This window comes from Thermococcus litoralis DSM 5473, assembly GCF_000246985.2.
Classification (GTDB): Archaea; Methanobacteriota_B; Thermococci; order Thermococcales; family Thermococcaceae; genus Thermococcus_A; species Thermococcus_A litoralis.
Map to the genome: position 1 here is coordinate 1,133,632 of NC_022084.1, position 24,174 is coordinate 1,157,805.

The following is a 24,174-nucleotide window of genomic DNA, read 5'->3' on the forward strand; positions in this document are numbered from 1 at the left end:
TTGGTTCAAAAACAATAAGTTAAAGAAGAAAGAAAGTCATTCAACTTCTTTCTTTCCTGTGAGGTAGAGCCATACTGCTATAAGTGCAAGGAAAGCTACTCCAAGGAAGTTACTGCTGAAGCCTATTGATGGTGCTTTGTTTGCAACTATCAGGCCAGCAAAGACTATGCCCATCAAAGCCTCTCCAGCTATCAGTCCAGCCGCTCCGAGTACCCCAGCATCTGTTGGCTTCTCCTCAGCCTTTGCCCCTCTTGCCTTTCCTACAAACCATCTAAGGAGACCTCCAATGAAGATAGGAACGCCCAAGCTCAACGGGAGGTAGATACCTACTGCCACAGGCATTACCGGTGTTCTGAACTTGGAATTCCTCATGGCCAAAATTTCGTCAAGGATTATTAGGGCTATGGCAATTCCTGCACCGATAAAGACCATGTTCCATTCCAGTGTTCCAGTAAATACGCCCTCTGTAACTTTTGCCATGAGAAATGCCTGTGGGGCAGCCAATGCATTCTCCTTAGCCGTTGGAGTTCCAGCGATACCGTAGGCTTTTATGAGTAGGTTCAACACGGGAGCCATTACTAACGCCGCTGCAAAAGTTCCTATTACCTCAAAGACCTGCTGCCTCTTTGGAGTGGCTCCAACAATGTGTCCCGTTGCCAAATCTTGCATTGTGTCTCCAGCGATGGCTGCTGCTGTACAGATCACTGCTGCCACTAGTATTGTAGCGGTCATACCATCTACACCACTAAGTCCAAGGCCTTTAAGAACCAATGCTGTGAAAAGCAAGCTCATGATTGTAATACCCGACACTGGATTGTTTGATGAACCAACAACACCGGCCAAGTAACCAGCAATTGAACTTCCAAAGAAGCCCACAATAAGCATTATTACTGCCATAACTGCCGCTATACCAATGGAGTTAATTATATGAGCATATAATAGGAACAATGGAACAACAAAGGCTGCAATGAGCATCAATACTGTGGTCATTGGCATGTCCTCTTCAGTTCTTAGGATTATTTCACCACTTTGCTTCCTCTTGGTAGCCTCAAGTCCAGCTTTTATACCTCTTGAAATTGGGCCTCTAAGCTTTACAAGGCTCCAGAGACCACCGACAACCATTGCTCCAACTCCCATGTACCTTATTTTTGTACTCCAGGTAACCCACGCAAGGTCTAGAGCGCTAAGTCCATCTGGATTGCCTGTTTTGGCAACGTAGATTGGTATTGCTATAAACCATGCGATTGCACCACCGAGGAACACGAGAAAGGCTATGTTAAGACCAACAATGTAACCAACGCTAAGTAGAGCCGCTGAAAGGTCACTCCCTAAGTAAAGTACCCTTGAACCAACCATCTTGGCTGTCTCAACTGTGCCCGCCCAAAGACCTGAGCTCCCCAAGAGCTTGTAGAGACCACCAAAGATGCCACCCACAAATATAGGTTTTGCGTGAGAACCACCTTTATCACCAGCAATAAGAACCTCAGCACATGCTGTACCCTCTGGGTATGGAAGCCTCTCTTCAACAATGAAAGCCCTTCTTATCACTATTGTGAAAAGGGCACCCAGTGAACCACCCAATGCCGCTATGATAGTTACAAGCCAGTATGGAAACTCTGTGTAAGTACCTAAAACAACCAAAGCCGGGAATGTGAATATAACACCTGCCGCTAATGACTCACCTGCAGATGCCGCTGTTTGAACCATATTGTTTTCGAGAATGTTTTTGTCTTTAAATGCCATCAATATAGCCATGGATATGACCGCAGCCGGAATGCTGGCACTAACTGTCATACCGGCATACATACCAAGGTATGCGTTTGCAGCACCCATTATTATTGAGAGAACAATACCCAAAATAAATGCTTTAACAGTATATTCAGGCAAAGACTTTTCCGATGGGACATATGGCTTAAACTCCAAATTCAACACCTCCAGTTATTCATTTTGACACATTGACATTTGGTTGAACATCTGAGAGAGCTTTCACCCACAATTTGACAATAAGGTATAAAACACTTTTGGTTGTTCATTAAGTAATTACATAAAACAGTAATGTATTAATCGATACAAATCATGACATTAAGATACATTAATGTGAATAAAATATACATAAAATTCCACTCATAAACTTTCAAGACCAACACTGTCGGTTCTACAACTACATTCGGACAGCCAAATGTCTTATATAGTCTCCCGCTAAAATACATAAACGTCTGCAAAAAGCGGAGGGAGGGAAATTGGTAGAGATAGTCTTTTTGGGAAGTGGTGGCGGAAGATTCATCACAATAACACAGTTTCGACCTACCGGCGGGTTCTTTATAAATTCGAGTAAAAGGATATACGTAGATCCGGGACCCGGAGCTTTAGTTAGAGCATGGAGGTACAAGGTAGATCCAAGAAAGATAGACGTACTTTTTGTTTCTCATCGACATACAGACCACTGTAACGATGCCGAAATTATGGTGGAAGGAATGACAGTAGGGGTTACAAAAAAACGGGGCACACTTATAGCCTCAAAGAGCGTAGTTTACGGAGACGAGAATCACACTCCCGCAGTATCTAAATATCATCTAGATTCACTAGAAGAAGTTCATATCCCTAATCCAGGGGAGAGAATCCAGCTTGGAGAAGATGAAATGACAATAACCCCCACTGTACATTCAGACCCCACTGCAATAGGATTTATATTAAAAACACGTCTTGGGAAAATAGGGTACATTCCAGACACGGAGTATTTTGAAGAGCTGAAAAAAATATATGATGGTGTTAGGCTATTGATAGCCTCAGTAACAAGGCCAACAAATATGAAAATTCCCTATCATCTCTGCACTGAAGATGTAATCTACATGCTGAAGGACATGAAACAAAAACCAGAGATGCTCATAATGAGTCATATAGGTATGAAAATGCATTTTGCAAACCCATATAAAGAGGCCAAGTTCATAGAAAACGTGACAGGAGTAAAGACTTTGGTCGCAAAAGAGGGATTCAAGGTCAAAATGGAAAAAACAGATATAAAATTAAGAACTCTTAGACCTGCTAGAGAACTCTGAGACTAGTCTAGTAACCAAGTTGTATGCCAAAGTGAACAGCTCTTCTCTTCTTTTTTCTGTGATTCCTTCCACAACGACCCTTATTTTTGGTTCAGTTCCACTTGGTCTTACCAATACCCAAGAACCATCCTTGAGGTTTAACCTTATACCCGAAATTGTTATGACTTCCTCAATTTGGTCTTTCAAGTACTCTTGCAATTGCTCTTTTGCCTTCTCAACAACTTGATATTTTATCTCCTCTGGGCACTTCACGTTCTTTTTAACCATGTAGTGTTTTGGAATGTCCTTAACTATCTCCGAAAGCGGTTTCCCTTCTTGGTCTATTATTTTTACCAACAGCCCAATTGTGACAAAGCTGTCAATCCACAGTCCAAACTTTGGATGGATGAACTTCCATGGTTCTGAGGCAAAGATCGCATTGTATTTCTTTATTCCATCATGAAGCTGCCCCAGTGGGACTCTGTATACTTTTCCACCTTCTTCTTCGACAACCTTATCGATTCTGAAGGAGGTATTTATTGAAACTACAACGTTTCCTCCTTTATGTTCTCTGACATAAAGCCTCGCAAAAAGCGCTATCAAAGTGTCTTCCTCCACATAATTGCCTTTTTCATCAAATACTGCAATTCTATCAGCATCTCCATCTTGAGCAATCGCAAGATCAAATCCCAGTTCCCTTACAAGGTTGCTTAAATATGCTATATTTTCATACCTAGGCTCAGATTTTCTACCCGGAAAGTATCCGTCCGGGTGAGAATTTAACGTCACAACCTTTGCTCCCATCTCTCTCAATAAATAGGGAGTTATTAAACTACCCGCACCATTTCCCATATCCAAGAGAATTTTCAACTTGGTCTCGTGATTTACATAATCCAATATTTCATTAATATACTGCTCTCTTAGGTCTAAGTCTTTTACATTTCCAATTTTATCCCACGGAGCAACTTTGTAGCTTTTGGAGAAGATTATTTTTTCCAGTTCCTCCTCTTGCTCCAAAAAGAATTCTATTCCTCTCTCATTGAACACCTTGATGCCATTATCACTGGGTGGATTGTGAGAGGCCGTTATCATCACACCAGCATTTCCGAGCTTATTTGTAGCCCATGCAAGCATTGGAGTTGGAACAAGCCCAATCCTAACAACATCCACACCACTACTCAGCAAGCCACTTACAACTGCACTTTCGAGCATTACACTTGAAGTTCTTGCATTTCTTCCTACAACAACCGTGCCATGATCAATATAAGTACCAAGAGCCTTCCCAACATTTAAAGCGAGCTCTGGAGTAACTTTTGAATTAATAGGCCCCCTAATTCCCGCAGTCCCAAACAGTCTCATTGTATCACCACACAAATCTTAGGAGTTAGCTTATATATCTTTTTCATAGGGTCTCCAAGTGTAAATGGGCAATCCCTTATAATTCTCAAGCTTCAAAATTCTAGGCATGAAATCTAGAGAAAATGGTAAGATATACACAGGAATTTTGAGTAATTGAGCCAGTTTTAGAATTGGTTTAACAATCTCCGGAGTTGGACGAACGGAATATATAGCACCAGCACCTCTGTATATTTCCAAATTTGGTGAAAAGACATCATCAACATAAGCTTCCAAGCCAAGTTCTTTAGCCTTTTTAACTGCCTCTGGATTCCAATCTACAACTAAAACCTCTTTCCCAAGGTCTTTTAACTTTAGAGCTACTTTAAAATTGAACCCTACTCCTATTTCAACGAATTTTCCCTTTGGGTGTCTTTCAACTAGAAACATGGCAAGTTTCTCAAAACTCATGAAAAATACAAGAAAAAGAGAAGTTAAAAAGTTTTTCAAAATATTGCTTTTCCTGTGGTTTTGTCGAAGATGTGAATCTTCTTCATATCAAACACAACATCAACCTCCACACCCTCCCTAACCCTAGACTCCGACCTAAAGGAGCCGACAAAAGTCACACCACCAACACGCAAATGCACAATCCTCTCACTACCCAAATTCTCCACAATCTCAACCACAGCCCTAACCAAATTCTCCCCAGGAACCCTCACCTGAGCAAACATCGCATCATACAAATCCTCCGGACGAATACCAAAGATTACCTCCCTACCAACATAACCCAACTCCCCCAAAACCTCAAACTGATCCGGAAGAAGCTTCAACCTAAACTCCCCAAAATCCACAAACCCATCCTCAGTAACAATAGCATCAAGAAAATTCATCGGCGGGCTTCCAATAAAACCAGCCACAAAAGTATTCGCAGGCTTATCATAAACCTCATCCGGCGAACCCACTTGTTGCAAAACACCCCGATTCATCACAGCAATCCTATCACCCATCGTCATAGCCTCAACCTGATCGTGGGTTACGTAAATCGTCGTCACACCAAGCTGCCTCTGCAACTTCTTCAGTTCAGCACGCATCCTAACCCTCAACTTAGCATCCAAATTACTCAAAGGCTCATCCATCAAAAACACCTGCGGCTTCCTAACAATCGCCCTACCCAACGCAACACGCTGCCTCTGCCCACCGCTTAATTCCCTCGGCTTCCTATTCAAAAGCTCCGTCAAACCGAGGAGCTCAGCAACCTCCCTAACACGCTGGTCAATCTCCTGCCTCGGAACCTTCCTGAGCTTCAACGGAAAAGCAATATTATCATAAACAGTCATATGCGGGTAAAGGGCGTAGCTTTGGAAGACCATCGCAATATCCCTGTCCTTCGGTGGCACAAAAATTCCCTTCTCCGGGTCTGCGACGAGTTTGTCTCCAATATAAATCTGCCCCCTACTCGGCTCCTCCAGCCCAGCAATCATCCTGAGCGTTGTTGTTTTCCCACAACCACTCGGGCCCAAAAGAATCATAAACTCCCCATCCTTAACCTCCAAACTCANCTCCCTAACAGCAGTAACCTCCCCAAACACCTTCCAAACATCNACAAGCCTAACACCAGCCATAAAAATCACCTCCATGCTTTCAATTTTTATTATCTTTTAAATGATTAAAGAGATTATAAAGAGAAAAAAGGAAAGCTCACCACCTCCTTCTTAGGAGTAGTGGGATTAGTGCTAGTCCTACGAGTGCTGCTGGTCCGCAGATTCCTCCAGTTTCTGTTGGGCTTGGAGAGCTTGTTGAACTTGGAGATACAGTTGAAGAAGTCTCGCTTGGTGTTGGACTTTCAGTCTCAGTGGGGGTCTCGGTTTCACTTGGCTTTTCTTCAACTCCGAACAGAGGTATCATCTTTACTATTGCTCTCTTTCCGTTCTCTGCGTCATAACTGCTTAGTTGCTCCTCTTGTGTTGGCTTAAAGTCCTCTGGGACTAAAAGATCATAGACCCTTGGTGCAACTCCAGCAATAACTGCATTAACGTCAGCTCCGCCACCCTTCCACTCCTCAGCATCAACTGCAACAGGTCTCCACTTATCAGGCTCATAACCATCTTGGGAGCCCACTAATATCGCTCCATATAGCCCATAGTCTTTGCTAATCTCAAGATACTTCTTTGGAACCTCTACTACAATTGCATTCTTAACAGGATCCGCTGAGATTTTCATTTCACCTTGATAGCTTGTTCCATCTGGGAGAACAATGATGTTTCCATAGTCCCAACCTGCTATTCTAAGGGCTACATCCCATGGATGTTCTGGATCAAGGTCTACGTTGCTTCCAGGCCCATCAGGGAACATTTTGATTGCTGATGTATTTCCTCCCTCTTTGAAGTCAAAGTATGCCTCAATTATCTGCAAACTGAACCCATTTGGCCCATTCCATGAGTTATCCCCAAGATCCTTGAAGTAGTACTCAAAGACGTATGAACTTGGCTTTTCGAGTATTCTCACCTTAAGTAAGTCTAGGTGTCCAGGAACGAAAACCTTGTTGGTGGCATAGGTATAAGTTCCAGGACCATGATCATCCCATTCAATGTCCTTGATCTCTGCAACTACAATCCCCTCAACCTGCTTTGGAAGTTTTACTTCTATCGGGTTCGTTATTATTTCAAGCTCTCCTTGATCATTGACCGTAGAGACAGCAAAGTAGAAGTCAGAGGGGCTGTCCAGGTAGTCAAACGGGACGATAACCTCAACTCCTCCGTCGGTTTCTTTTACATCCACTTCTCCAACTTTCTCGCTGTTTTCATAGTCTGTTGCCTTGTAAACCTCTGCTTTGCCTTCTTTCACAATTATATGTTTGGTTATCATAAGACCAACACTATCTTTGCTGAATGGGAAGATATCGTATCTTAGTTCACTTGGTTTGGTCTGGAGAAGAGTAAATGTGTTACCCATGACCTTTCCGGGCTCAAAGATGCTTATTTCGAACTCTTTTGTAGTTTTAACAACAAAATGTAATCCCTGCTCATCAAAGTAGAGCTCTACTCCCTCAGCAATGGGTGATAAGCTTGACCAGCTCTTTTTCTCTCCTTCTGGTAATCCTGTGAGCTCTCTTATTGCATATGGCTCTCCGTTGGGGAAATAGTTTCCGAAGAGATAGCTCGGAATTTCCAGCCCAGCGAACTTATACATCTCATAGAGGTACGTCTTAAGATAGCGATCAAATGTATAGTCCTGCCCGCTGTCTTGGTCGCTTCCATACCACCAGAACCAGTCACTTGCTTCTGCTCTTAAGAGATATTCATATGCGGTGTTCCAGTCTACAACCTTGTTCTTATTTTCAAATAATGCTTTTCTTCCCAAGTAGAGCCAGTACCATCCCAAGTTCTCTTGGGGCTCACCAATCCATGTCGAAAGTGTTCCATCAACCCAACTGGATTCTGGCCATTGCATATTCTCTTCAACACCAGCCATGTCGTAAAGCTCGCCGAGGCTTTGAGCTTTTAATAGGGCATTAACTCTCTCTTCTGTTGTGAAATCAAGCCTCTTCATGAGCTTTGGAGTGAGTTTGTTTGCCTTGTCTCCATACATCTGGATGTATTCACTCGGGGTTACCGTCCTTATTAAGCCCTGCTTTTGAAGTTCAGTAAGCTTCTTGTACAGCTCCTCAAGGAATATCTTGCCATCAAACGGGTAGTGTTCCCATGGGTTCTCTCCGTCTAGGGTTACAACATAAACAAGGCTTCCATCGTAGTTCTCTTTTTGTACCTTGAGAAGCTCATTGACAAAGTCCTCAACAGCTTGGTATTGGTTCATGCCTGAATACCTAAACCCAACTCTGTCACTTAAGTCATGGTTTCTTGGGAAGAGATAGATTTTCTTGCCGTTAAATTCAGCTACCCAAGGTTTGTAATAATTTTCAACTGTGTTGGGAATTCCAAGGATGTCAAGAACCATCTGATCAGTCATTACCCATTTCCATCCATTGTTAGTTAATATCTCAAGGGTCTTGTCATTTAATGCGCTTTCTGCAGCCCATCCTCCTTGGGGTTCAACTCTGTTATCTCCTAGATACTTCTTATAGAGCTCGTGGGCTTTCTTTACATGAGCATCAAAATCCTCGTACCAGCCAAAGTCGTTGAGCAGTGGACCAATTGGATGAGCATATGGCACTACAGTAACTTCAACATTTCCGTTTCCAAGGAGGTAGTTTATCTTCTCATGTTCTTCAAACGTGTGATTGAGAAGCCACATCTGGTGTTTTAGGACAGTTGCCACATCTTCCTTGGTGTACCCACCTACATCAACTTTGTCGTAAAGTGCCTTAAGCTCTGGAGTGTTGATTATGTAGTTATAGTCAATCCAAGCCAAGTTGAACAAGACAGCTAAGTCAATGTAATCCTGCTCCGTGAATTCAGCCGTTATTTTCACCTTCTGCTCATTTAAAGGTAAGTTTGCATACTTTTTAAACGCATTATTTCTTTTGTCCTTGAGTTCTGCATATCTATCCCATTGTTCCCTGTAAGGGTTGCCGTTTTCATCTGCAACAGGCTCTCCATTCCAAGGTATAGTATGATCAAAAAAGCCCCCCGGAGCTTGGAGCATGAACCATTTGTCTTCAAGTGTTAGTGGTTCCCCATTTGCTATTTTCTCCGTGACTATCTGGTATGTATCTTTTTTGCCGTTCATGTAATCGGCAAGCTGGGCAATTAAAGAACCCGACAAATCTATAGCAACATGAACATCTGGGTATTTGCTGAGATAGTTTGCCATCTTCCAGTAATTATTGGCTGCATGCAGCCTAACCCAAGGTCTAGTATAGATGTCCTGGATTGGGTCGTAGTAGTACGGTTGGTGCTGATGCCACACAATAATAACGTTCAATGGCTTTGGCTCCTCTGCCTTCACCCCTACTTCAGCAATGCTCAAGGCAACTAAAAATATGAGAAACATTGCCAAGCCTTTCTTCATGTTATCACCTTACTCCTTTAATCCTCCAAGAGTAAGCCCACTTCTTACATAGTTTTGAGCCAAGAGGAACATTATGAACACGGGTAATGCGAATACCAATGCGGCCGCGGCAAATTGGTTCCATGAGATAGACCTCAAATTCGCTAGCATTGTGTATAGCCATACGGTTAGAGGATAGTTCTCTTGGTTAAGGAGCAAGTTAGCGAGTATAAGCTCTGTCCAACCTCCAATGAATGCGAATATTGCCACTGTTGCCAGTCCGGGAAGAGCCATTGGAATAAGCACGTGCCTTATAATCTGCAGGTATCCCGCACCATCTACCAACGCTGCTTCATCGAAATCTGGAGGGATTGAGTCCAGATAAGACTTCAAAAGCCACGTGTTGAAAGGTACTGCACCAGCCGCATAGATTACTGGCAAAACAAAGATGTTATTGGTCAAGTGGAGCTTCACTAACATACCGTACAATGCAACCAATCCTGCTATCCCTAGTCCTCCTGCGACCTGAGTGAACATCAAGTAAAAGTATAGGACGTGCTCTCTCCCAAAGAACTTAAGTCTTGAAAATGCATATGCAGAGGGTATCACAAATAAGAGCGTCAAGATAACGGTGAGACTGGCTATCAGTAGACTTCTCTTCATATAATCTGGGACTTCTCCACCTACTTTTGCTAAGCGAATAAATGCAAAATTGGTTGCAGTGAATGTTGCCTCCTCAGCCCTTACTATTCCCCCGTCTTTTATCTCCATTTCCACGTTCTGGGCTTCATAGGTGTTTTCATCAATTTTGGTGAATTTTGAAAGATCCAAAGGCACCTCATTGGGAGAACTGAGAGTTATTATTACCTTTTGTGCAGATACTTTAAGGTTTTTAACACCGCCGGTACTTTCAATCTGATTGGCATTTAGTTTTATAGATTCACCTCTGACAATAATTTGAGTCCCATCAGGTTCTTGTCTCTCCTCTCCACCTTTTCTTTCGAGTATTTCTGTATCTATCAAGGTGAACCTACTCGAATAACTTCCTACAATCCTAGCCTCATGAAGTTCTATCTCGTATCTGTTTAAGGAATCTTTTATAGTCCCTTTTTTGGCATTTATTTCAAAGTTTGTTGTTTTTATCAGTCCCTCAGTATGACCAAAGATTAAATCTCGGTAATTGGAGAAAGTCACTTTATCCGGAATTAGATCAATTTCGGTAGTAGCAAGAGTTCCCGAAGGCTTAACGGAAAGCATTGCCATGTAGTACACGGGGAAGAGCAGAATTGCCAAAACAAAAAGTGCCAATAGAGTAAGCACAAATGACTTTAATAGCTCATCTTTCCGTTTGGGTAGTTCAATTTTAAGTTTCATCCCTTAACCCCCTCCTGCAGTCTCGTTATCCTCATGTTGACGAACATGTAAACTGCGAGGACTATTGTTGCTATGAGCAAAATGGCTGCCGCTCTTCCGTAGTGAGGAACTGAACTGCCGAAAGCTTTTCTATATCCATAAAGGAGCAGAAATCTGTCTTCAAAAAGACCTGCGTTGTAAATGAAGGGGACAAGGAAGTACTGAAAGCTTGCCGCGGAAGTTAGAATTGTGGCAAAAGCAATAGGCTTGCTGACAATTGGGATAACCACCTTCGTCAATCTCTGCCAGTAGTTTGCTCCATCAATAATAGCTGCCTCAATGAGCGTATCTGGAACACTCTGGAGGGCTGAAGTTATTACCGTCATCATAAACGGATATGCAAGCCACACTTCAATTATGTTTAAAGCAACAAAGCCCCAAGTTACACTCGTCATCCAGTCTGGTGGGTTTGTTATTCCTAAGTTTCTTAACATTATATTAATCGGACCAACAACGGGATCAAACATAAAGCGCCATACCATCACGGAAAAAAGCAAGGGCAGCGCCCATGGAATTATCAAAAGGGCTCTATAGAAAAACTTGCCCTTTACGTATTTGTTATTATACAGAACACTCAAAAGAATTCCAACAACGACTTTCAAAGTCACGCTAGTTGCCACAAAAACCCAAGTCCATACAAAAGCAGATCTGAACTTTGGATCACTTAACGCCCACCTAAAGTTTTCCAACCCGACAAACCTTAAAGGTTCGGCAGTAGGAGCCTGTATTGGGAAATTACCTAGTTTGGCATTTGTGAACGCAATATAAATGGAGTACAAGATTGGATAGATGTTAAAAAACAAGAACGCTATCATGCCGGGCAATATTAAGGCGAGAGCGGCAATTGTTTTTTTGTCCATTTACTCACACCTCCAAGAATTAGAAAGTGTAGAAAGAAAAAGAAAAATCAGCTGCCGCTAATGGCATCAAGTATTTCTTTCTGTGCGTCTTGAAGTGCTTGCTCGATTGTTTTCTTCCCAGCGATTATGTCCGTGATTGCAGTGGAAACTGGACCCCAAACGGCACCCATCTCTGGGCTCTTTGGCATTGGAATTGCGTATTGGACTGCTTGACCAAAGCCGTAAAGTACAGGATCATTTTGGATCTCTGGGTCGTTAAGGACTTCGGTAAGCACTGGGATGTAACCGTTTTGGAGGGAGAGGGTCTTTATAACGTCTGGGTTTGTTGTGAACCACTTGAGGAATGTCCATATGGCATCTTTCTTGCTGGGGTCGCTAAGCTTTGCAACGTAAATAAGCCTAACTCCACCGTATGGGTGAGGTCTGTGCTGATCATCGATAGCCGGAAGTGGAACTATGCCAAAGTTGATTCCAGCTTTTCTAACGTCTGGAATGCTCCATGGACCATTGATCATCATTGGAGCCTTTCCATCGTGGAAGAGGCTAACCTGAGCGTTGTAGTCTTGAGTCTTGGCAACATATGGGAATATTTGCTCAAAGAAGAACTTGAAGCCTTGAAGTGTTTCAGGCTTATCAAGGCCAGGAGTCTTTGTCTTGTCGTCAAAGTAGTAGCCATCGAAGGCGTGAACCCATCCTGAGATAAAGTACGGGTCTATTGGAGTTGCGAGACCGTAAGTACCTTCAGCTTCATTGTAGTACTTTTCCATAATTGCCTTCATTTCGTCAAAGGTCTTTGGTGGGTTTGGAACCATGTCCTTGTTGTAAATTAAAGCTACAGTCTCAGCAGCATAAGGCATCGCATAATAATGCCCACCGTACTCAATAGCATTTTGAGCCATTGGGCTGAACTTGTTTAGAATTTCGGGGGTTATGTAATCGTCAATCGGCTCAAGAAGACCTGCCTCAGCAAACTTTCCAATCCAATCATGAGCCCACATGAAAAGGTCGGGCCCTTGTCCAGCGGGAATTGCAGCCTTAAGGGAAGTCTCCAAATCAGCCTTTTGTTCAAGTTGAATATCGATGTTTGGATACTCAATCTCAAACTCGGCAATCAAATCTTCAAAGGCCTTGAGCTCATTCGGACCAATTGCATGCCATATAACGATTGTTACTTTCTTCTCTTCTGTTGTTGTGGTTGTTGTCTGAGTAGGAGAGCTTGTGGTTGTTTGGGTTGGGGAGCTTGTGGTTGTTGTTTGTGTGGGGCTTGAAGTAGTTTCCCCACCACCAATACACCCACTTGCAACTACTCCAATTGCCAGCACTCCGATTAGCAATAAAGCAAACAGTGCCTTCTTCATGCATATTCACCTCAGTTGAATATTTCAAATTTAGTATCATCCTCAGTGATATATATACCTTACGCTTTGATGCCCATACAATGACAGGTGTTCTGAATGAGACACCAATGAAAAAATTTGGAATTCTCAAGAGAGACGACCAACAAAAAATGAAAATGGTTTTAGAACAGAGTTCTCTAAGTCTCCCAGTAATATTTCATCGGGCGATTTTCTAAGAGAAACAGGGTTTTCTGAATAGTTTATTCCAATTAAAAGCCTTTCTTCTCCATGTATTCTCTCATAAAGCAACATCCCTTCCCGAAATTCTACAGGTTCAAATGTCCCAACCTGTAGTGCCTTACTGCCCTTTCTCAGCTTTATCAACTCTTTAACGATATTTAAAATCTCAAAATCCCATCTCTTCTTATTCCATTCCATAGGTGCCCTTGAACGCTCCATAAAAGGAGCCTCTATATTTCTCATCCCAATTTCGTCACCGTAATAAATAGACGGAACTCCCTTGTATGTAAAAAGAAAAACCAAGGCGCAGAGATATTTTCTCTTGTCTCCAAGCAGGCTAAGCATTCTATCTACATCATGGTTATCTAAGAAATTATACATCACGTACTCAGCAGGGCCGTAGTAGAAGCTCAAAAGTTCAAGCCAGTTCAAGAATTGCTCTGCGTTTATTTCCCTTGTCACAAAAAATCTCAAAATTGCCTCATACAATGGATAGTTCATAGTTCCATGGAACTTGTTGAATATCCACAACCTAGCATCGTCCATCACTTCTCCAACTAGATACACATTACTGGGCAACTTTTCTCTAATTTCTTCCCATACTTCAGGTGGAACTCCATGAGCAACATCCAACCTCCAGCCATCGGCGCCTTTCTTAATCCAGTACTCCATTATATTCCCAATGAATTCTCTTACTCCTTTGCTGTCATGGTTTAAACGAGGCATTAGCCATACAGAATAAAAGCTCTCGTAGTTCCATTTAAGGGATTTAAGCCGCCTATATTTTTCATCCCAGGGGAGCTTCGAGTTTAAAATCTCGAAAAACTCCTCTGGAACAACTGGAAAACTGATTATACGATAAAAATCTTTGTACTTACTGTTTTTCCCATTTTTCACTACATCTTGAAAGTAGGGATGAAAAAAGCTGGTATGATGAAAAACCCCATCTAAGATAAGCTTTATATCCCGCTTCTTCAGCTTTTGCACTAATTTTTCAAAAGCTTCATCTCCCCCGAATTTCCGAGCAACATGATAGTAGTCCACTATATCATACCCGTGATATGTCATTGACTCGAAGATCGGGGTTAGGTAAAGTGCATTAACACCGAGTTCCTCAATGTAGTCAAGTTTCTCTATAATGCCCTCAAGATCACCGCCGTGGTGAGTGATAGTTTTAAATTCTATACAATTATGCGGGTCATTCTCTGGATTCCCATTAGCAAAGCGATCGGGCATTATTTGATAAAAGACTCTCTCAAAGATCCATGCAGGTGGCTTAAACCTTTCCTTCTGCTCGTTAAAATCTACATTAAAGTCTCCATAATCAATAATTTCATCTGCTTCATGAATCTCAAAATAATACTCAAGTCCTTCTTTTCTGGGTAGAACTGCTTCAAAATACTCAAAGAGTTCATCTTGTGCTTTTTTTCTCATTTCATATTTTTGGTCTGAAATTAAAAACACTCTTTTAGCCACTCCCTTCATGGCTCTAAAGCGAATGTATGTTGAGTCTCCCAAAGAATAAGCATAGACCAAAGAGGGATAATGGTAAAATTTCTCTCCCGAGAAGATTTTAGCAACATTAACAGTTTTTTCAAATTTATATGAAAGCCTTCTATACACAGCTTTTTCATTATTTTCAAAATCTAATGTTAAATTTCCATCGATCGAAAATGCATAATACCAAATTCCCTCAGGAAGCTCTACCTTTATATACCATCTATCTCCCTTTTCTTTCATTCTAAAGCTTCCTTCATTAAATGCATTGAAATTTCCTAAAAGGTAGGCATAGGATCCGCGTTTGGGTATGGAGAACTCTGTGATTCCAACCTTTCCAAGGTAGTCATCGTCTTTAAATCCGAAAATTTTATACACATTAAACACCTCTAATGATTATGTATCACCTTTGATGTTTAAATTGTCGAAAGTGAATATTAAAAATCTTTAGGAGGAGAAAAAATGAGAGAAGAGGAGATAATTAAAATGCTTCAAAAGCTCGGTTTAACAAAATACGAAAGCTTGGCATATATAACTCTTCTAAAACTTGGAATCAGCAAAGCTACAGACCTTACAAAGGAAAGCGGAATCCCTCACACGAGGATATACGACGTGTTGAGCTCTCTTCACAGAAAGGGATTTGTGGACATCATGCACGGAACCCCGAGGATGTACAAACCTGTGAATCCAGAAATAGTTTTTGAGAGACTTAAAGAAGAGCTTCTAAGCGATATAGAAGCCGTAAAAAATGCCCTCCTTGAACTCTATAAATCCGTACATGGAGAGGACATACCAGAGATATGGACAATCCATGGGTTCGAAAACACTTTGGAGAGGGCGGAGTACATAATAAGAAGCGCAAGAAGGGAAGTATTGATAAACACCCCTTTTGAGTTTTTACGATTGCTCAAAGATGAGATTAAAAAGAGAAAAGATGTCATATTTGTAATTGTAAGCAACTTTGAAGAAATTCCTGAGTGGCTTAACAAGGAGAACGTGATTTTAGCTAAAAGTGGGGGGGCTCCGTGGCTAATGGCAACCTGGATTATAGGAGATGTAGACTACGCGCTCTTTTTTGGAGCCCTCCCAAAGGATAGGAGAAGAGAAAAATTCTATTCCTTCTGGGGCAAATCTCCAAAGTTAATCCAGAACTATATGCACTGGTTCTACACGATGTACTTTGACAACAGTGAAGTCATAAAGCCTGTTGAATATGAAAAACTCAAGAAGCCCTTTGAAATCGCTAATATAAGAACACTCATAACGATTCTCAAACAAGCAGGGCTACCAAAAAAGATAGAAGTCATAGGACATTTTGTTGATACAAGAGAGGAAGCAACGATAAAAGGGCAGGTTGTTGAATATGAGTACACATCCCTCACGGCCAATATAACTATCAGAGATGAAAAAGGAAAAGAGTGGAAAGTTGGAGGACTAGGAAGCTACTTTGAAGACGTTGAAGGAGAAAAGTTCATTTTGTTAGAATAAAAGGAACGGGGGAATCAATGTGAAAATACTAATGTTTGGATTTGAGTACTTGCCAGTAAAAGTTGGGGGGCTTGCGGAAGCTATCACAAGTATTGCAGAGACTTTAGCAAAGCTCAACAACGAAGTCTGGGTCTTTACGCCTTCTCACGGCCATATCGATGGAAAAAAACTCCTCGAGTTTGATATCAATATCTATGGTGGCAAAGAAAGGGTAACCGTATACGAAAGGGTTCAAAACGACGTTAGAGTATTTGCTCTAAGCAACAATCTGCTTGACAACAAAGACGTCTACGGACCCGGATGGGAGGGAATGCTTGGCAAAGCCGTGCAGTTTGGAAAGGCAAGTGTTGGTTTGCTGAACTATTTGATAGAGAATGAAGGAAAACCAGATGTATTACATTTCCATGACTGGCATACAGTCTTTGCCGGAGCTTTAATTAAAAAGTACTTCCAGATTCCAGCAGTCTTTACAATTCACAGGCTCAACAAATCCAAGGTTCCGGCCCATTACTTCCACGAGGCCCATCTCGGCGAATTAGCCCCTTACCCCGATATAGACCCAGAGTACGTGGGTGCTTATATAGCCGATGTAGTGACGACCGTAAGCAAAAGCTATCTCTGGGAGGAGTGGGACTTTTACAAAAACTTTGAAGGAAAGGCCACCTATGTTTACAACGGTATAGCATGCGACTTCTGGAACGAGGAATTACTGGAAAACAAAGAGTTGCCGAGAGAAGAGAGGAGAAGGAAGATCCTTGAGGGCTTAGGACTGAGCGATGGAATTGCCTTCATGTTCATTGGGAGATTCGACAGAGGACAAAAGGGTGTTGACACACTTTTAAGAGCTATTGAACTTATTGCTCAAAGTTATCCTTCTGAGTTTTCGAAAATGCGCTTCCTAATCATTGGGAAAGGAGATCCCGAGCTTGAAAGCTGGGCTCATGCATTAGGAGCAAAGTATCCAGAAAACGTTAAGGTACTTACTCAAATGCTGAAAAGAGAGTTCACAAGGGAGCTCTACGGCAGTGTTGATTTTGTTATAGTGCCTTCCTACTTTGAGCCCTTTGGCTTAGTTCAGATGGAGGCCATGTGTCTAGGAGCAATTCCCATTGGATCAGCTGTTGGTGGAATAAAGGACACTATAATAAGCTTGGATAAAGACGAAGAAAATGCCACCGGATTACTTGTTCCTCCAAGAGATCCAAGTGCCCTTGCTCAGGCAATTCTCAAGATGGCTAAGCTCAGAGAAGAGAGCCCCCAGATAATCGAAAAAATGCGCCAGAATGGAAAGAAAAGAACCAATGTCTTCACATGGGAAAATGCCTGCAGAAGGTACATAAGGGCATATAAGAATGATATAGACAAAGCAATCGAGTTCCTGAAGTAGGGCATCAGCACCGAGATTTGTCCTCATCTCTCGGAAGCGGCCAAGCTCATCATCTGCCACAAATTTTTAATTCTTTTTCCCTTATAACGTTGAGGTGAAAATATGGACTGTCCATTCTGCAACCCATCTGAAGAAGTTTTGCTCTATGAAAACGAGAATATAAGGATTCTTATAGACTCTTTTCCTGCAAATAGGGGACATCTCCTTATAGTTCCAAAAAGACATATTGAAGACTGGCGGAAACTTAAAGAAGAAGAAAAGCAGGCTATAATGAAAGGGGTAGAGCTGGCAATTGAGAAGCTAAGTGAAGCTCTAAAGCCGGACGGCTTTAACGTTGGGATAAACCTTGGAGAAGCGGCTGGTCAAACGGTGGCTCACATTCATGTCCATGTGATACCGAGGTATAAAGGAGACACTAATTTCCCACGAGGGGGAATAAGAAAGGCAGTTTTGGACATTGAAGATGAAAATTTAAGCCTAAAAGAAAAATGGGTCAAAAACAGACTCACGTTCGAAGAAAAAGAAATCCTAAAGAGGTTATTCACTCACATCTAAAACTTCAGCCTTTTGAAATTCCACGATTTTCTTTGGATTCAACTTGCTTAACCTGTCTATCCTCCCTCCTCCGCCGATTACAAATTCCTTCTCAATAACTCTCCTATCCACCACAGTCTTTATAGGGACTCCCACTGGAGGAACTTCACCGATTTTATAGCCAGTTATCTTTTCTACTTCCTTTGGACTTGCCATTCTGACGTTTCCAAAAATCTTTTTTAGCTTCTCTAGGCTTGCCTTTGATTTTCCATCTACTATGACCAAAATGGGTTTGCTTTCATTTACAATGAAAACGAGAGACTTGATGATGTTCTCTGGACCTACACCCAAGAGCTTGACAACCTGTTCCACGGTTTTTACTTCCCCTTTTGGCTCTATAATCTCTCCCCCAAGCTCTTTAACAATCTCTTCTACCCTTATTACTTTTGCAGGGTATTTCTCTTCGTTCTTTTTTAGTTTTCTTTCAACTGCTTTGTCCAGGTCAATATTAAGCTCATGTGCGAGAAGAGCGAGGTATATTATTATGTCGGCAATCTCATCAGCGATTTTCTCTTTTTTCGAAGGGTCTCTGACCTTTTCAATTATCTCTTTATCGGTTTCCCATTGGAAGTGCTCCAAAAGCTCTCCAACTTCAACTACTAGAGAAATTGCAAGATTTTTCGGAGTATGGTACTTTTTCCAGAGGCGTTCATCCCTAAATCTCACAGCTTTTTCCTCAATTTCTTTAAAATTCATGCGTCCTCATCTCCCTTAAAAGTGTCAAGTATTCTAATAACTCTTCCAGTTCTTCCTTTGAAAACTTCTTCTCAGCATCTTCCTCCGGTTCAAATGATGATAGGTAATCCTTTATTTTGTTTAATCTATCCAGCTCATCCTCCAGCTCAAGAGATCGCTTGGTGAACTCCCAAGAAGTGTGGGGGCTTTCAAAAATCCTCTGCTTGTTGCTGACTATAGCTATCTTTACATTTGCTATCGCCTCATCGACTAACTCCAACAGTTCTTTTATCTTCATATTTCACACCGCTGATAATAATCAAGCCAAATTATTTAAAGTTGAGTGTTTAAGATTAAAATGGGGAAACCCCATGGACTTCGAATTATTCATGGAAAAATATGGATACAAGATACTTCTCGGAATAATGTTTGGAGTTGCTTTCATAGTAGCTGGAGCAGTGTTAATCGTGCCAGCATTACCGGATTTATTAAAAGGAAGATTCTCCGAGGCTGCCCAGATACTGCTATTCATAATATTCCTAGGAATATCCATTGGAGGAATCGTATATAAGACCCGGCCAACTGTAGGTGGAGTTTTTGGCAGATATTGGTACCGGTGGAAGAGGTGAGATAAATGGATTTTGACCTCTTTATGGAAAGATACGGATACAAAATCCTTCTTGGAATAATGGCAGTAGTTATTATCGGCCTTTTTGCAATACCTGCCCTTGGAATTGCAAGATTAATAAAAACGTATGGACTCGAAGTTGGGCTTATGTTCATCATAGTGGCAGCAGCTTACGGCTTTATAGTGTGGAGAAAATCCTCTGAGGCATATGCAAAAGCTCATGGAAAATACTTCTATGATGATAAATGGTATAAAAGAAGGTAAAATCACCTCTTGCTTGGATAAACTATTGCATCGAAGGGACAGAGCTGCTCGCAAAGCCCACAGCCAGTGCAGATAAGGGGGTCAATTTTCATCTTTCCTGTTTCACCATCAAACACGAGTGCTGGACAACCAGTTAATAAAGCACACGCTTTACATCCTGTGCATTTATCCTCTAAGACTATTGGAATCTCACCAATTTCCCCTCTCCTCAGCACTGGAATGATACATTCTCTCCTTGCTATTATCACTGCCGGCCCTTTAACTTGCATTGCCTCTTTTATGGCCTCTTTGGTGGCTTTTAAGTCGTATGGGTCAACTGTCTTTACGTGCTTTACACCCAACGCTTTCACAAGACCCTCAATGTCAATCTCGTTGAATTTCCTTCCCGTCTCGCTTCCTCCCGTTCCCGGATGCGGTTGATGCCCGGTCATTGCAGTTGTTCTGTTATCGAGTATCATTACCAAAACATCTAAGTTTTTATAAACCGCATCCACTAAAGGCTGCAGTCCATTGTGGAAAAACGTAGAGTCCCCTATGGTGGCTATTATTTTCTTACCCATAGCTATGCTCTGACCATTTGCAAGACTTATGCTAGCACCCATAACGTATTCTGTCCATATGGCCTCCAATGGCGGGAGTAAAGATAAGGCATAACATCCTATATCCCCGTGGATTGGAAGTTCATCTTTTTTGAACTTTAATTCCCTAAGAGCATCAAGTAACGCCCTATAGGATCCTCTATGTGGACAACCGGGGCACATTGTAGGGGGCCTTGATGGAGCCAAGTTTTCAGCTTCCTCAACTTCTATAGGCTTTATGTATTCTTCTCCTTCCTTACCGAGAAGTTTCAAGAGAGCATTCCTAACTAATCTGGGGGTTAGTTCACCCTCTAAAGGCAGGTGACCAGTACGTTTGCCGTATATAGGAACTCTTATCCCCTCTTCGTAGGCTACTATCTTTACTTCCTCCTCCAAAAATGGCGCACCATCTTCCACAACTATTGCTTTTTTGACCCCTTTCAAGAACTCAACAATAAGTTTTCTCGGCAGGGGATGGGGAGTTGATATCTTGAGAACCTTAAATTTCTCTCCAAGCTTTGAAACAACTTCCTTCACGTAATTATAGGGCGCTCCCTCAGCTATAATCCCAATTTCACCCTCCCCTTCGATCCAGTTAAATCTCAAGTCCTCAAATTCAGCTTCAATTTCCTTTAGTGTTTTGTTCAGCCATTTATGTCTCTCAAGATTGCCCTTCATAGAAGCTCTTACGTATCTCTGAATGTCCTTCTTAAACTTCGGTTCTCTGTTGAGCTTAATGAACTTTCCTACCTCTACATCAGCGGTTGTGTGGTTCACTCTAGTGGTCGTTCTAAAAATAACTGGCACTTTGTACTTCTCACTCAATTCATATGCATACTTTATCAAATCATGAGCCTCTTGAACATCTGCAGGCTCCAAAACGGGTAGTAAGGCAAGTTTTCCATAATATCTATCATCCTGCTCCGTTTGAGAGGTATGCGGCCCAGGGTCATCTGCAACTAAAATAACAAGCCCACCTTCCACACCAGAATAGGCGAGACTCATTAGAGGGTCCGCAGCAACGTTAAGTCCCACACACTTCATCGTTACAAGTGCTCTAAGACCCGTATAAGCAACTCCCGCAGCTTCTTCAAGTGCTACTTTCTCATTTGGTGCCCATTCAGCGAAGATCTCAGGGTTTAATCTCGCTATTGTTTCAATAACTTCAGTAGACGGCGTTCCGGGATAGCCGGTTGCAAAAGAGATGCCGCTTTCAAGTGCTCCATATGCGATTGCTTCGTTTCCCATAAGGAGTTTCCTATTTGGTGATCTCGGAACAATTGAGGAGCTTGATTTAGCAATTTCCATGCTCACCACCACAATCTCTTCGTTTTAAGCCTATAAAACTTATAGTTCGAAGAAAAACTGAGAAAATCGAAAATCTTTAGATTTTAACCTCAAAAACCATAAATGTTCTCGCTATAGGGTTCGGATAAACTTGCCATTCGAAATCTCCATTTTCTATGGGTATCTCTCCGTAGAGGCCTCCCTCTCTGGGATCAAGGCTCTTCCCCAATATTCTAGTTCTGTTTATCTCGACACTCATGTATCTTGGAAGCCCAATCCTCACAAAGCCTTCCCTCATTGCATACTCAATCCCCCACTTCACGGAATAAATCCCGGCATAAAGCTCTGCTATTCTGACAGCAACACTTTCTTTCCCTATAGCTAAGATCTCAACTCCAGTTTCTTCCCAAAATCTCTTTGCTAACGGCTGTAAATCTTTGCTCAGCTCATGCCATATAGCTTTTCCTCTGTCAGAAATCCTCAATGCATCTATAGTTGGATCGTCGAGTTTTCTGACCTCTATTCCCCCAAGGCTGGAGTCTAAATGAATAACATCCGGCTTTACTTTTCTTGCAAGCTTTAATGCCAGAAAAGCCTCATCCCTCAGCGCTTTCCTTCCACTCAAGTCATAGTCAAAGGGGTTAGAGTACTTTACAATGCTCAGTGTTGCTGTTCTGTATGGTTTCTCCACCAAAACAGCTGCAGTTGCTATTAGACCAATTGGATTGTAGTTTTCATCCAATACTGCCCCTCCAGTATCTGCAGAGACTATTCTCATCTCTTTCACCCTTTCGGTTCTAAGTGAGCCTTCTTGACTATCAACACCCCTGAGCCCGTATAAGCATCCCATATTTTTTCAGTTTCATCAAAAACTATTTTTGCCTTAAAAAATGGTGCATCTCTAACAAAAGTTTCAAATTCTCCTCCCTCACCGGCAATATGGACTTTATATTTCTCGTTAAGCACCTTTAGCTCTTCAAGGGCTTTTTTGTCTATTTTTCTTCCCAGCCACTTCTCATCCAAACCGTAGGCTGAAACCCCTACTATAACTATGTCAAAGCCCTCCAGAATTAAAGTTCTCATGTATTCTTCGGGATCAGCTTTCCAGAAGGGTACAAAAAGCTTTATTCCAAGCTCCTCAGCGATTCGTTCGACCCTTTCCTTTTGATATTGGCTCGCTAATGCCCCGGCAACAATTCCATCTATTTTTAACCCCTCAAGAACCCTCTTCAAATCTTCAACTTCTCTCTCCTTCTCACCCTTTGTAAAACCCTTGACGATGGGAATTTCAATAGCTCTTGCTTGGAGTTCTGTGAGATGAACATTTGGAACATGGTACATGTAGCTCTCTTCGCTCTCGGAATGCATTGTGACTAGATACCTAACTTCAAAACCTTCCTTCAATGCCCAGTAAAGGGCATATGTAGAGTCCTTTCCTCCAGAAAAAAGTACTGCAACCCTCATTTTTGACCCTCTTTATGTTTTGAAAATAGTTAAACAGAGCTTTTAAAAAATTTTGGAAATCAAAGATATTCCAGAGCTTTTTCTGTTTTTTTGTCAAAGAGAATTATCCTGTCCTCATTTGGCACTATTGTAACCTTCTCCCCAAATCTAAAGTGCTCTCCTTCTGGAGCAAAAACTTTAACAAAAACGTCACTATCAACTGCTACCGTTACTATCTGCTCCCTTCCCAATGGCTCAAAAGAGTAAACCTCTCCTCTAATGCCTTCTCTTTCGCCCCTCACGATCTCAGCATCATGGGGCCTAAAGCCAAAAAGCACTTCTGTTATATCAAGTTTCTTGATAATCTCTCTATACTGCCTGGGCACGGGGATCCTACTCTGGTATATCCTAAGCATCTCTCCCTCCACTTCCGCTTCAACAAAGTTCATAGGGGGACTTCCTAAAAATCCTGCCACAAACTTATACATCGGTTTATAATACACCTCATCCGGTTCTCCAACCTGCAAGATTTTTCCTTCTCTTATAATCGCTATTCTATCGGCCATTGCAAGAGCCTCTGCTTGATCATGGGTAACATAAACGGCAGTAATTCCCAATTCCTTCTGCAACCTCTTAAGTTCTGCTCTAACTTCTAACCTTAAGAGAGCATCCAAATTACTCAAAGGCTCATCAAGTAACAGAACATCGGGCTCTTTAACAAGTGCCCTAGCTATGGCAACCCTCTGCTGCTGACCACCACTGAGCTGCCAGGGGTATCTGTCTAGGAGATGATCTATGTGAAGCATTTTCGCAACTTCCTTAACTTTCTTCTCTATCTCTTCTCTAGGAGCTTTTTTGAGCTCAAGGGGGAATGCAATATTTTTGAAAACCTTCATATGTGGATAGAGCGCCCAGTTCTGGAAAACCAAGCCGACATTTCTGTCCTTTGGTGGAACTTCGGTAACATCTCTTCCGTCAAAGTATATCCTTCCAGTTGTAGGCTTGTATATTCCCGCTATTGTATAAAGCAAGGTTGACTTGCCACTTCCAGAGGGGCCAAGCAGAGCCATAAATTCTTTGTCTTCTATTTCCAAGGTTATGTTGTCAAGTGCCGTGAAGTTGCCGAACTTTTTGGTTATTCTATCCAGGGTTATCTTAACCAT

General features: G+C 41.9%; 21 protein-coding genes. 6 read left to right on the forward strand and 15 right to left on the reverse strand.

Going from position 1 to position 24,174, the window contains the following annotated elements:
* Positions 1–36 precede the first annotated feature (36 nt).
* The gene (locus OCC_RS06200) at positions 37–1,923 is read right to left on the reverse strand and encodes an OPT family oligopeptide transporter (protein ID WP_004067474.1); all 1,887 of its coding nucleotides are present in this window, start codon (positions 1,921–1,923) and stop codon (positions 37–39) included.
* A 317-nt stretch (positions 1,924–2,240) separates the two neighbouring features.
* On the opposite strand from OCC_RS06200, the gene OCC_RS06205 reads away from it, so the two are divergent.
* Positions 2,241–3,056 (forward strand): MBL fold metallo-hydrolase, encoded by an 816-nt coding sequence (locus OCC_RS06205; RefSeq protein ID WP_004067477.1) that lies wholly within the window; start codon positions 2,241–2,243, stop codon positions 3,054–3,056.
* Here the strand turns inward: OCC_RS06205 and glmM are convergent.
* From glmM to OCC_RS06245, 8 genes are all read right to left on the reverse strand, one after another.
* Positions 3,024–4,394: a phosphoglucosamine mutase gene (gene glmM, locus OCC_RS06210; protein ID WP_004067479.1), complete on the reverse strand. Its 1,371-nt coding sequence runs from the start codon at positions 4,392–4,394 to the stop codon at positions 3,024–3,026. The two genes, OCC_RS06205 and glmM, sit on opposite strands and share 33 nt — an antisense overlap.
* A 30-nt stretch (positions 4,395–4,424) precedes the next feature.
* A complete protein-coding gene (locus OCC_RS06215) occupies positions 4,425–4,841 on the reverse strand; it encodes a UPF0146 family protein (RefSeq protein WP_048874692.1) in 417 nt (138 codons plus the stop codon).
* Between the two features lie 35 nt (positions 4,842–4,876).
* Positions 4,877–5,995 (reverse strand): ABC transporter ATP-binding protein, encoded by a 1,119-nt coding sequence (locus OCC_RS06220; protein WP_020953704.1) that lies wholly within the window; start codon positions 5,993–5,995, stop codon positions 4,877–4,879.
* A 76-nt stretch (positions 5,996–6,071) separates the two neighbouring features.
* Positions 6,072–9,341 (reverse strand): glucodextranase DOMON-like domain-containing protein, encoded by a 3,270-nt coding sequence (locus OCC_RS06225; protein WP_004066728.1) that lies wholly within the window; start codon positions 9,339–9,341, stop codon positions 6,072–6,074.
* Positions 9,342–9,350: 9 nt separating this feature from the next.
* Complete coding sequence (locus OCC_RS06230) at positions 9,351–10,694, reverse strand: ABC transporter permease subunit (protein ID WP_004066727.1); 1,344 nt, start codon at positions 10,692–10,694, stop codon at positions 9,351–9,353.
* Positions 10,691–11,593, reverse strand: a complete 903-nt coding sequence (locus OCC_RS06235) for a carbohydrate ABC transporter permease (RefSeq protein ID WP_004066726.1) — start codon at positions 11,591–11,593, stop codon at positions 10,691–10,693. Before OCC_RS06235 ends, OCC_RS06230 begins: the two co-directional genes overlap by 4 nt.
* A 47-nt stretch (positions 11,594–11,640) precedes the next feature.
* A complete protein-coding gene (locus OCC_RS06240) occupies positions 11,641–12,951 on the reverse strand; it encodes an extracellular solute-binding protein (RefSeq protein WP_004066725.1) in 1,311 nt (436 codons plus the stop codon).
* Positions 12,952–13,077: 126 nt separating this feature from the next.
* Entirely contained in the window at positions 13,078–15,045 is a 1,968-nt protein-coding gene (locus tag OCC_RS06245; RefSeq protein WP_004066723.1) for an alpha amylase N-terminal ig-like domain-containing protein, read from the reverse strand.
* Positions 15,046–15,129: 84 nt separating this feature from the next.
* On the opposite strand from OCC_RS06245, the gene trmBL1 reads away from it, so the two are divergent.
* From trmBL1 to OCC_RS06260, 3 genes are all read left to right on the forward strand, one after another.
* Positions 15,130–16,155 carry an HTH-type sugar sensing transcriptional regulator TrmBL1 gene (trmBL1, locus tag OCC_RS06250; RefSeq protein WP_004066722.1) on the forward strand — a complete coding sequence of 342 codons (1,026 nt, stop codon included), beginning with the start codon at positions 15,130–15,132 and terminating at the stop codon, positions 16,153–16,155.
* A gap of 19 nt (positions 16,156–16,174) precedes the next feature.
* Positions 16,175–17,542 carry a glycogen synthase gene (locus tag OCC_RS06255; RefSeq protein WP_004066720.1) on the forward strand — a complete coding sequence of 456 codons (1,368 nt, stop codon included), beginning with the start codon at positions 16,175–16,177 and terminating at the stop codon, positions 17,540–17,542.
* A 102-nt stretch (positions 17,543–17,644) separates the two neighbouring features.
* Positions 17,645–18,097 carry an HIT family protein gene (locus tag OCC_RS06260; protein ID WP_004066719.1) on the forward strand — a complete coding sequence of 151 codons (453 nt, stop codon included), beginning with the start codon at positions 17,645–17,647 and terminating at the stop codon, positions 18,095–18,097.
* Here OCC_RS06260 and OCC_RS06265 read toward each other — a convergent pair.
* Together OCC_RS06265 and OCC_RS06270 are read right to left on the reverse strand one after the other, a co-directional pair.
* Positions 18,080–18,832, reverse strand: a complete 753-nt coding sequence (locus OCC_RS06265) for a YbaK/EbsC family protein (RefSeq protein WP_004066717.1) — start codon at positions 18,830–18,832, stop codon at positions 18,080–18,082. The genes OCC_RS06260 and OCC_RS06265 overlap by 18 nt on opposite strands.
* A complete protein-coding gene (locus tag OCC_RS06270; protein WP_004066708.1) occupies positions 18,822–19,109 on the reverse strand; it encodes a hypothetical protein in 288 nt (95 codons plus the stop codon). Before OCC_RS06270 ends, OCC_RS06265 begins: the two co-directional genes overlap by 11 nt.
* A 73-nt stretch (positions 19,110–19,182) precedes the next feature.
* Here OCC_RS06270 and OCC_RS06275 point away from each other — a divergent pair, with 73 nt between their 5' ends.
* Both OCC_RS06275 and OCC_RS06280 read left to right on the forward strand, forming a co-directional pair.
* On the forward strand, positions 19,183–19,440 hold the full coding sequence (locus OCC_RS06275; protein ID WP_004066706.1) for a hypothetical protein: 258 nt from the start codon (positions 19,183–19,185) through the stop codon (positions 19,438–19,440).
* Positions 19,441–19,445: 5 nt separating this feature from the next.
* The gene (locus tag OCC_RS06280; RefSeq protein ID WP_004066704.1) at positions 19,446–19,703 is read left to right on the forward strand and encodes a hypothetical protein; all 258 of its coding nucleotides are present in this window, start codon (positions 19,446–19,448) and stop codon (positions 19,701–19,703) included.
* A gap of 2 nt (positions 19,704–19,705) precedes the next feature.
* Here the strand turns inward: OCC_RS06280 and iorA are convergent, their stop codons facing one another.
* The 4 genes from iorA to OCC_RS06300 all read right to left on the reverse strand — a co-directional run bounded on the left by iorA (position 19,706) and on the right by OCC_RS06300 (position 24,174).
* Positions 19,706–21,589, reverse strand: coding sequence for an indolepyruvate ferredoxin oxidoreductase subunit alpha (iorA, locus tag OCC_RS06285; protein ID WP_004066702.1), 1,884 nt, complete (start codon positions 21,587–21,589; stop codon positions 19,706–19,708).
* Between the two features lie 76 nt (positions 21,590–21,665).
* A complete protein-coding gene (locus OCC_RS06290) occupies positions 21,666–22,346 on the reverse strand; it encodes a DUF4152 family protein (protein ID WP_004066700.1) in 681 nt (226 codons plus the stop codon).
* A 5-nt stretch (positions 22,347–22,351) separates the two neighbouring features.
* Positions 22,352–23,032 carry a diphthine--ammonia ligase gene (locus tag OCC_RS06295; protein WP_004066698.1) on the reverse strand — a complete coding sequence of 227 codons (681 nt, stop codon included), beginning with the start codon at positions 23,030–23,032 and terminating at the stop codon, positions 22,352–22,354.
* A gap of 59 nt (positions 23,033–23,091) precedes the next feature.
* The gene (locus OCC_RS06300; RefSeq protein WP_004066696.1) at positions 23,092–24,174 is read right to left on the reverse strand and encodes an ABC transporter ATP-binding protein; all 1,083 of its coding nucleotides are present in this window, start codon (positions 24,172–24,174) and stop codon (positions 23,092–23,094) included.

What these genes read in the sequence shown, in the direction of transcription:
- glmM (WP_004067479.1), bottom strand. Translation starts at nt 4,394, where the DNA reads ATGAGACTGTTTGGGACTGCGGGAATTAGGGGGCCTATTAATTCAAAA.
- OCC_RS06215 (WP_048874692.1), bottom strand. Translation starts at nt 4,841, where the DNA reads ATGAGTTTTGAGAAACTTGCCATGTTTCTAGTTGAAAGACACCCAAAG.
- OCC_RS06225 (WP_004066728.1), bottom strand. Translation starts at nt 9,341, where the DNA reads ATGAAGAAAGGCTTGGCAATGTTTCTCATATTTTTAGTTGCCTTGAGC.
- OCC_RS06230 (WP_004066727.1), bottom strand. Translation starts at nt 10,694, where the DNA reads ATGAAACTTAAAATTGAACTACCCAAACGGAAAGATGAGCTATTAAAG.
- OCC_RS06235 (WP_004066726.1), bottom strand. Translation starts at nt 11,593, where the DNA reads ATGGACAAAAAAACAATTGCCGCTCTCGCCTTAATATTGCCCGGCATG.
- OCC_RS06240 (WP_004066725.1), bottom strand. Translation starts at nt 12,951, where the DNA reads ATGAAGAAGGCACTGTTTGCTTTATTGCTAATCGGAGTGCTGGCAATT.
- trmBL1 (WP_004066722.1), top strand. Translation starts at nt 15,130, where the DNA reads ATGAGAGAAGAGGAGATAATTAAAATGCTTCAAAAGCTCGGTTTAACA.
- OCC_RS06260 (WP_004066719.1), top strand. Translation starts at nt 17,645, where the DNA reads ATGGACTGTCCATTCTGCAACCCATCTGAAGAAGTTTTGCTCTATGAA.
- OCC_RS06265 (WP_004066717.1), bottom strand. Translation starts at nt 18,832, where the DNA reads ATGAATTTTAAAGAAATTGAGGAAAAAGCTGTGAGATTTAGGGATGAA.
- OCC_RS06270 (WP_004066708.1), bottom strand. Translation starts at nt 19,109, where the DNA reads ATGAAGATAAAAGAACTGTTGGAGTTAGTCGATGAGGCGATAGCAAAT.
- OCC_RS06275 (WP_004066706.1), top strand. Translation starts at nt 19,183, where the DNA reads ATGGACTTCGAATTATTCATGGAAAAATATGGATACAAGATACTTCTC.
- OCC_RS06280 (WP_004066704.1), top strand. Translation starts at nt 19,446, where the DNA reads ATGGATTTTGACCTCTTTATGGAAAGATACGGATACAAAATCCTTCTT.
- iorA (WP_004066702.1), bottom strand. Translation starts at nt 21,589, where the DNA reads ATGGAAATTGCTAAATCAAGCTCCTCAATTGTTCCGAGATCACCAAAT.
- OCC_RS06290 (WP_004066700.1), bottom strand. Translation starts at nt 22,346, where the DNA reads ATGAGAATAGTCTCTGCAGATACTGGAGGGGCAGTATTGGATGAAAAC.
- OCC_RS06295 (WP_004066698.1), bottom strand. Translation starts at nt 23,032, where the DNA reads ATGAGGGTTGCAGTACTTTTTTCTGGAGGAAAGGACTCTACATATGCC.
- OCC_RS06300 (WP_004066696.1), bottom strand. Translation starts at nt 24,174, where the DNA reads ATGGTTAAGATAACCCTGGATAGAATAACCAAAAAGTTCGGCAACTTC.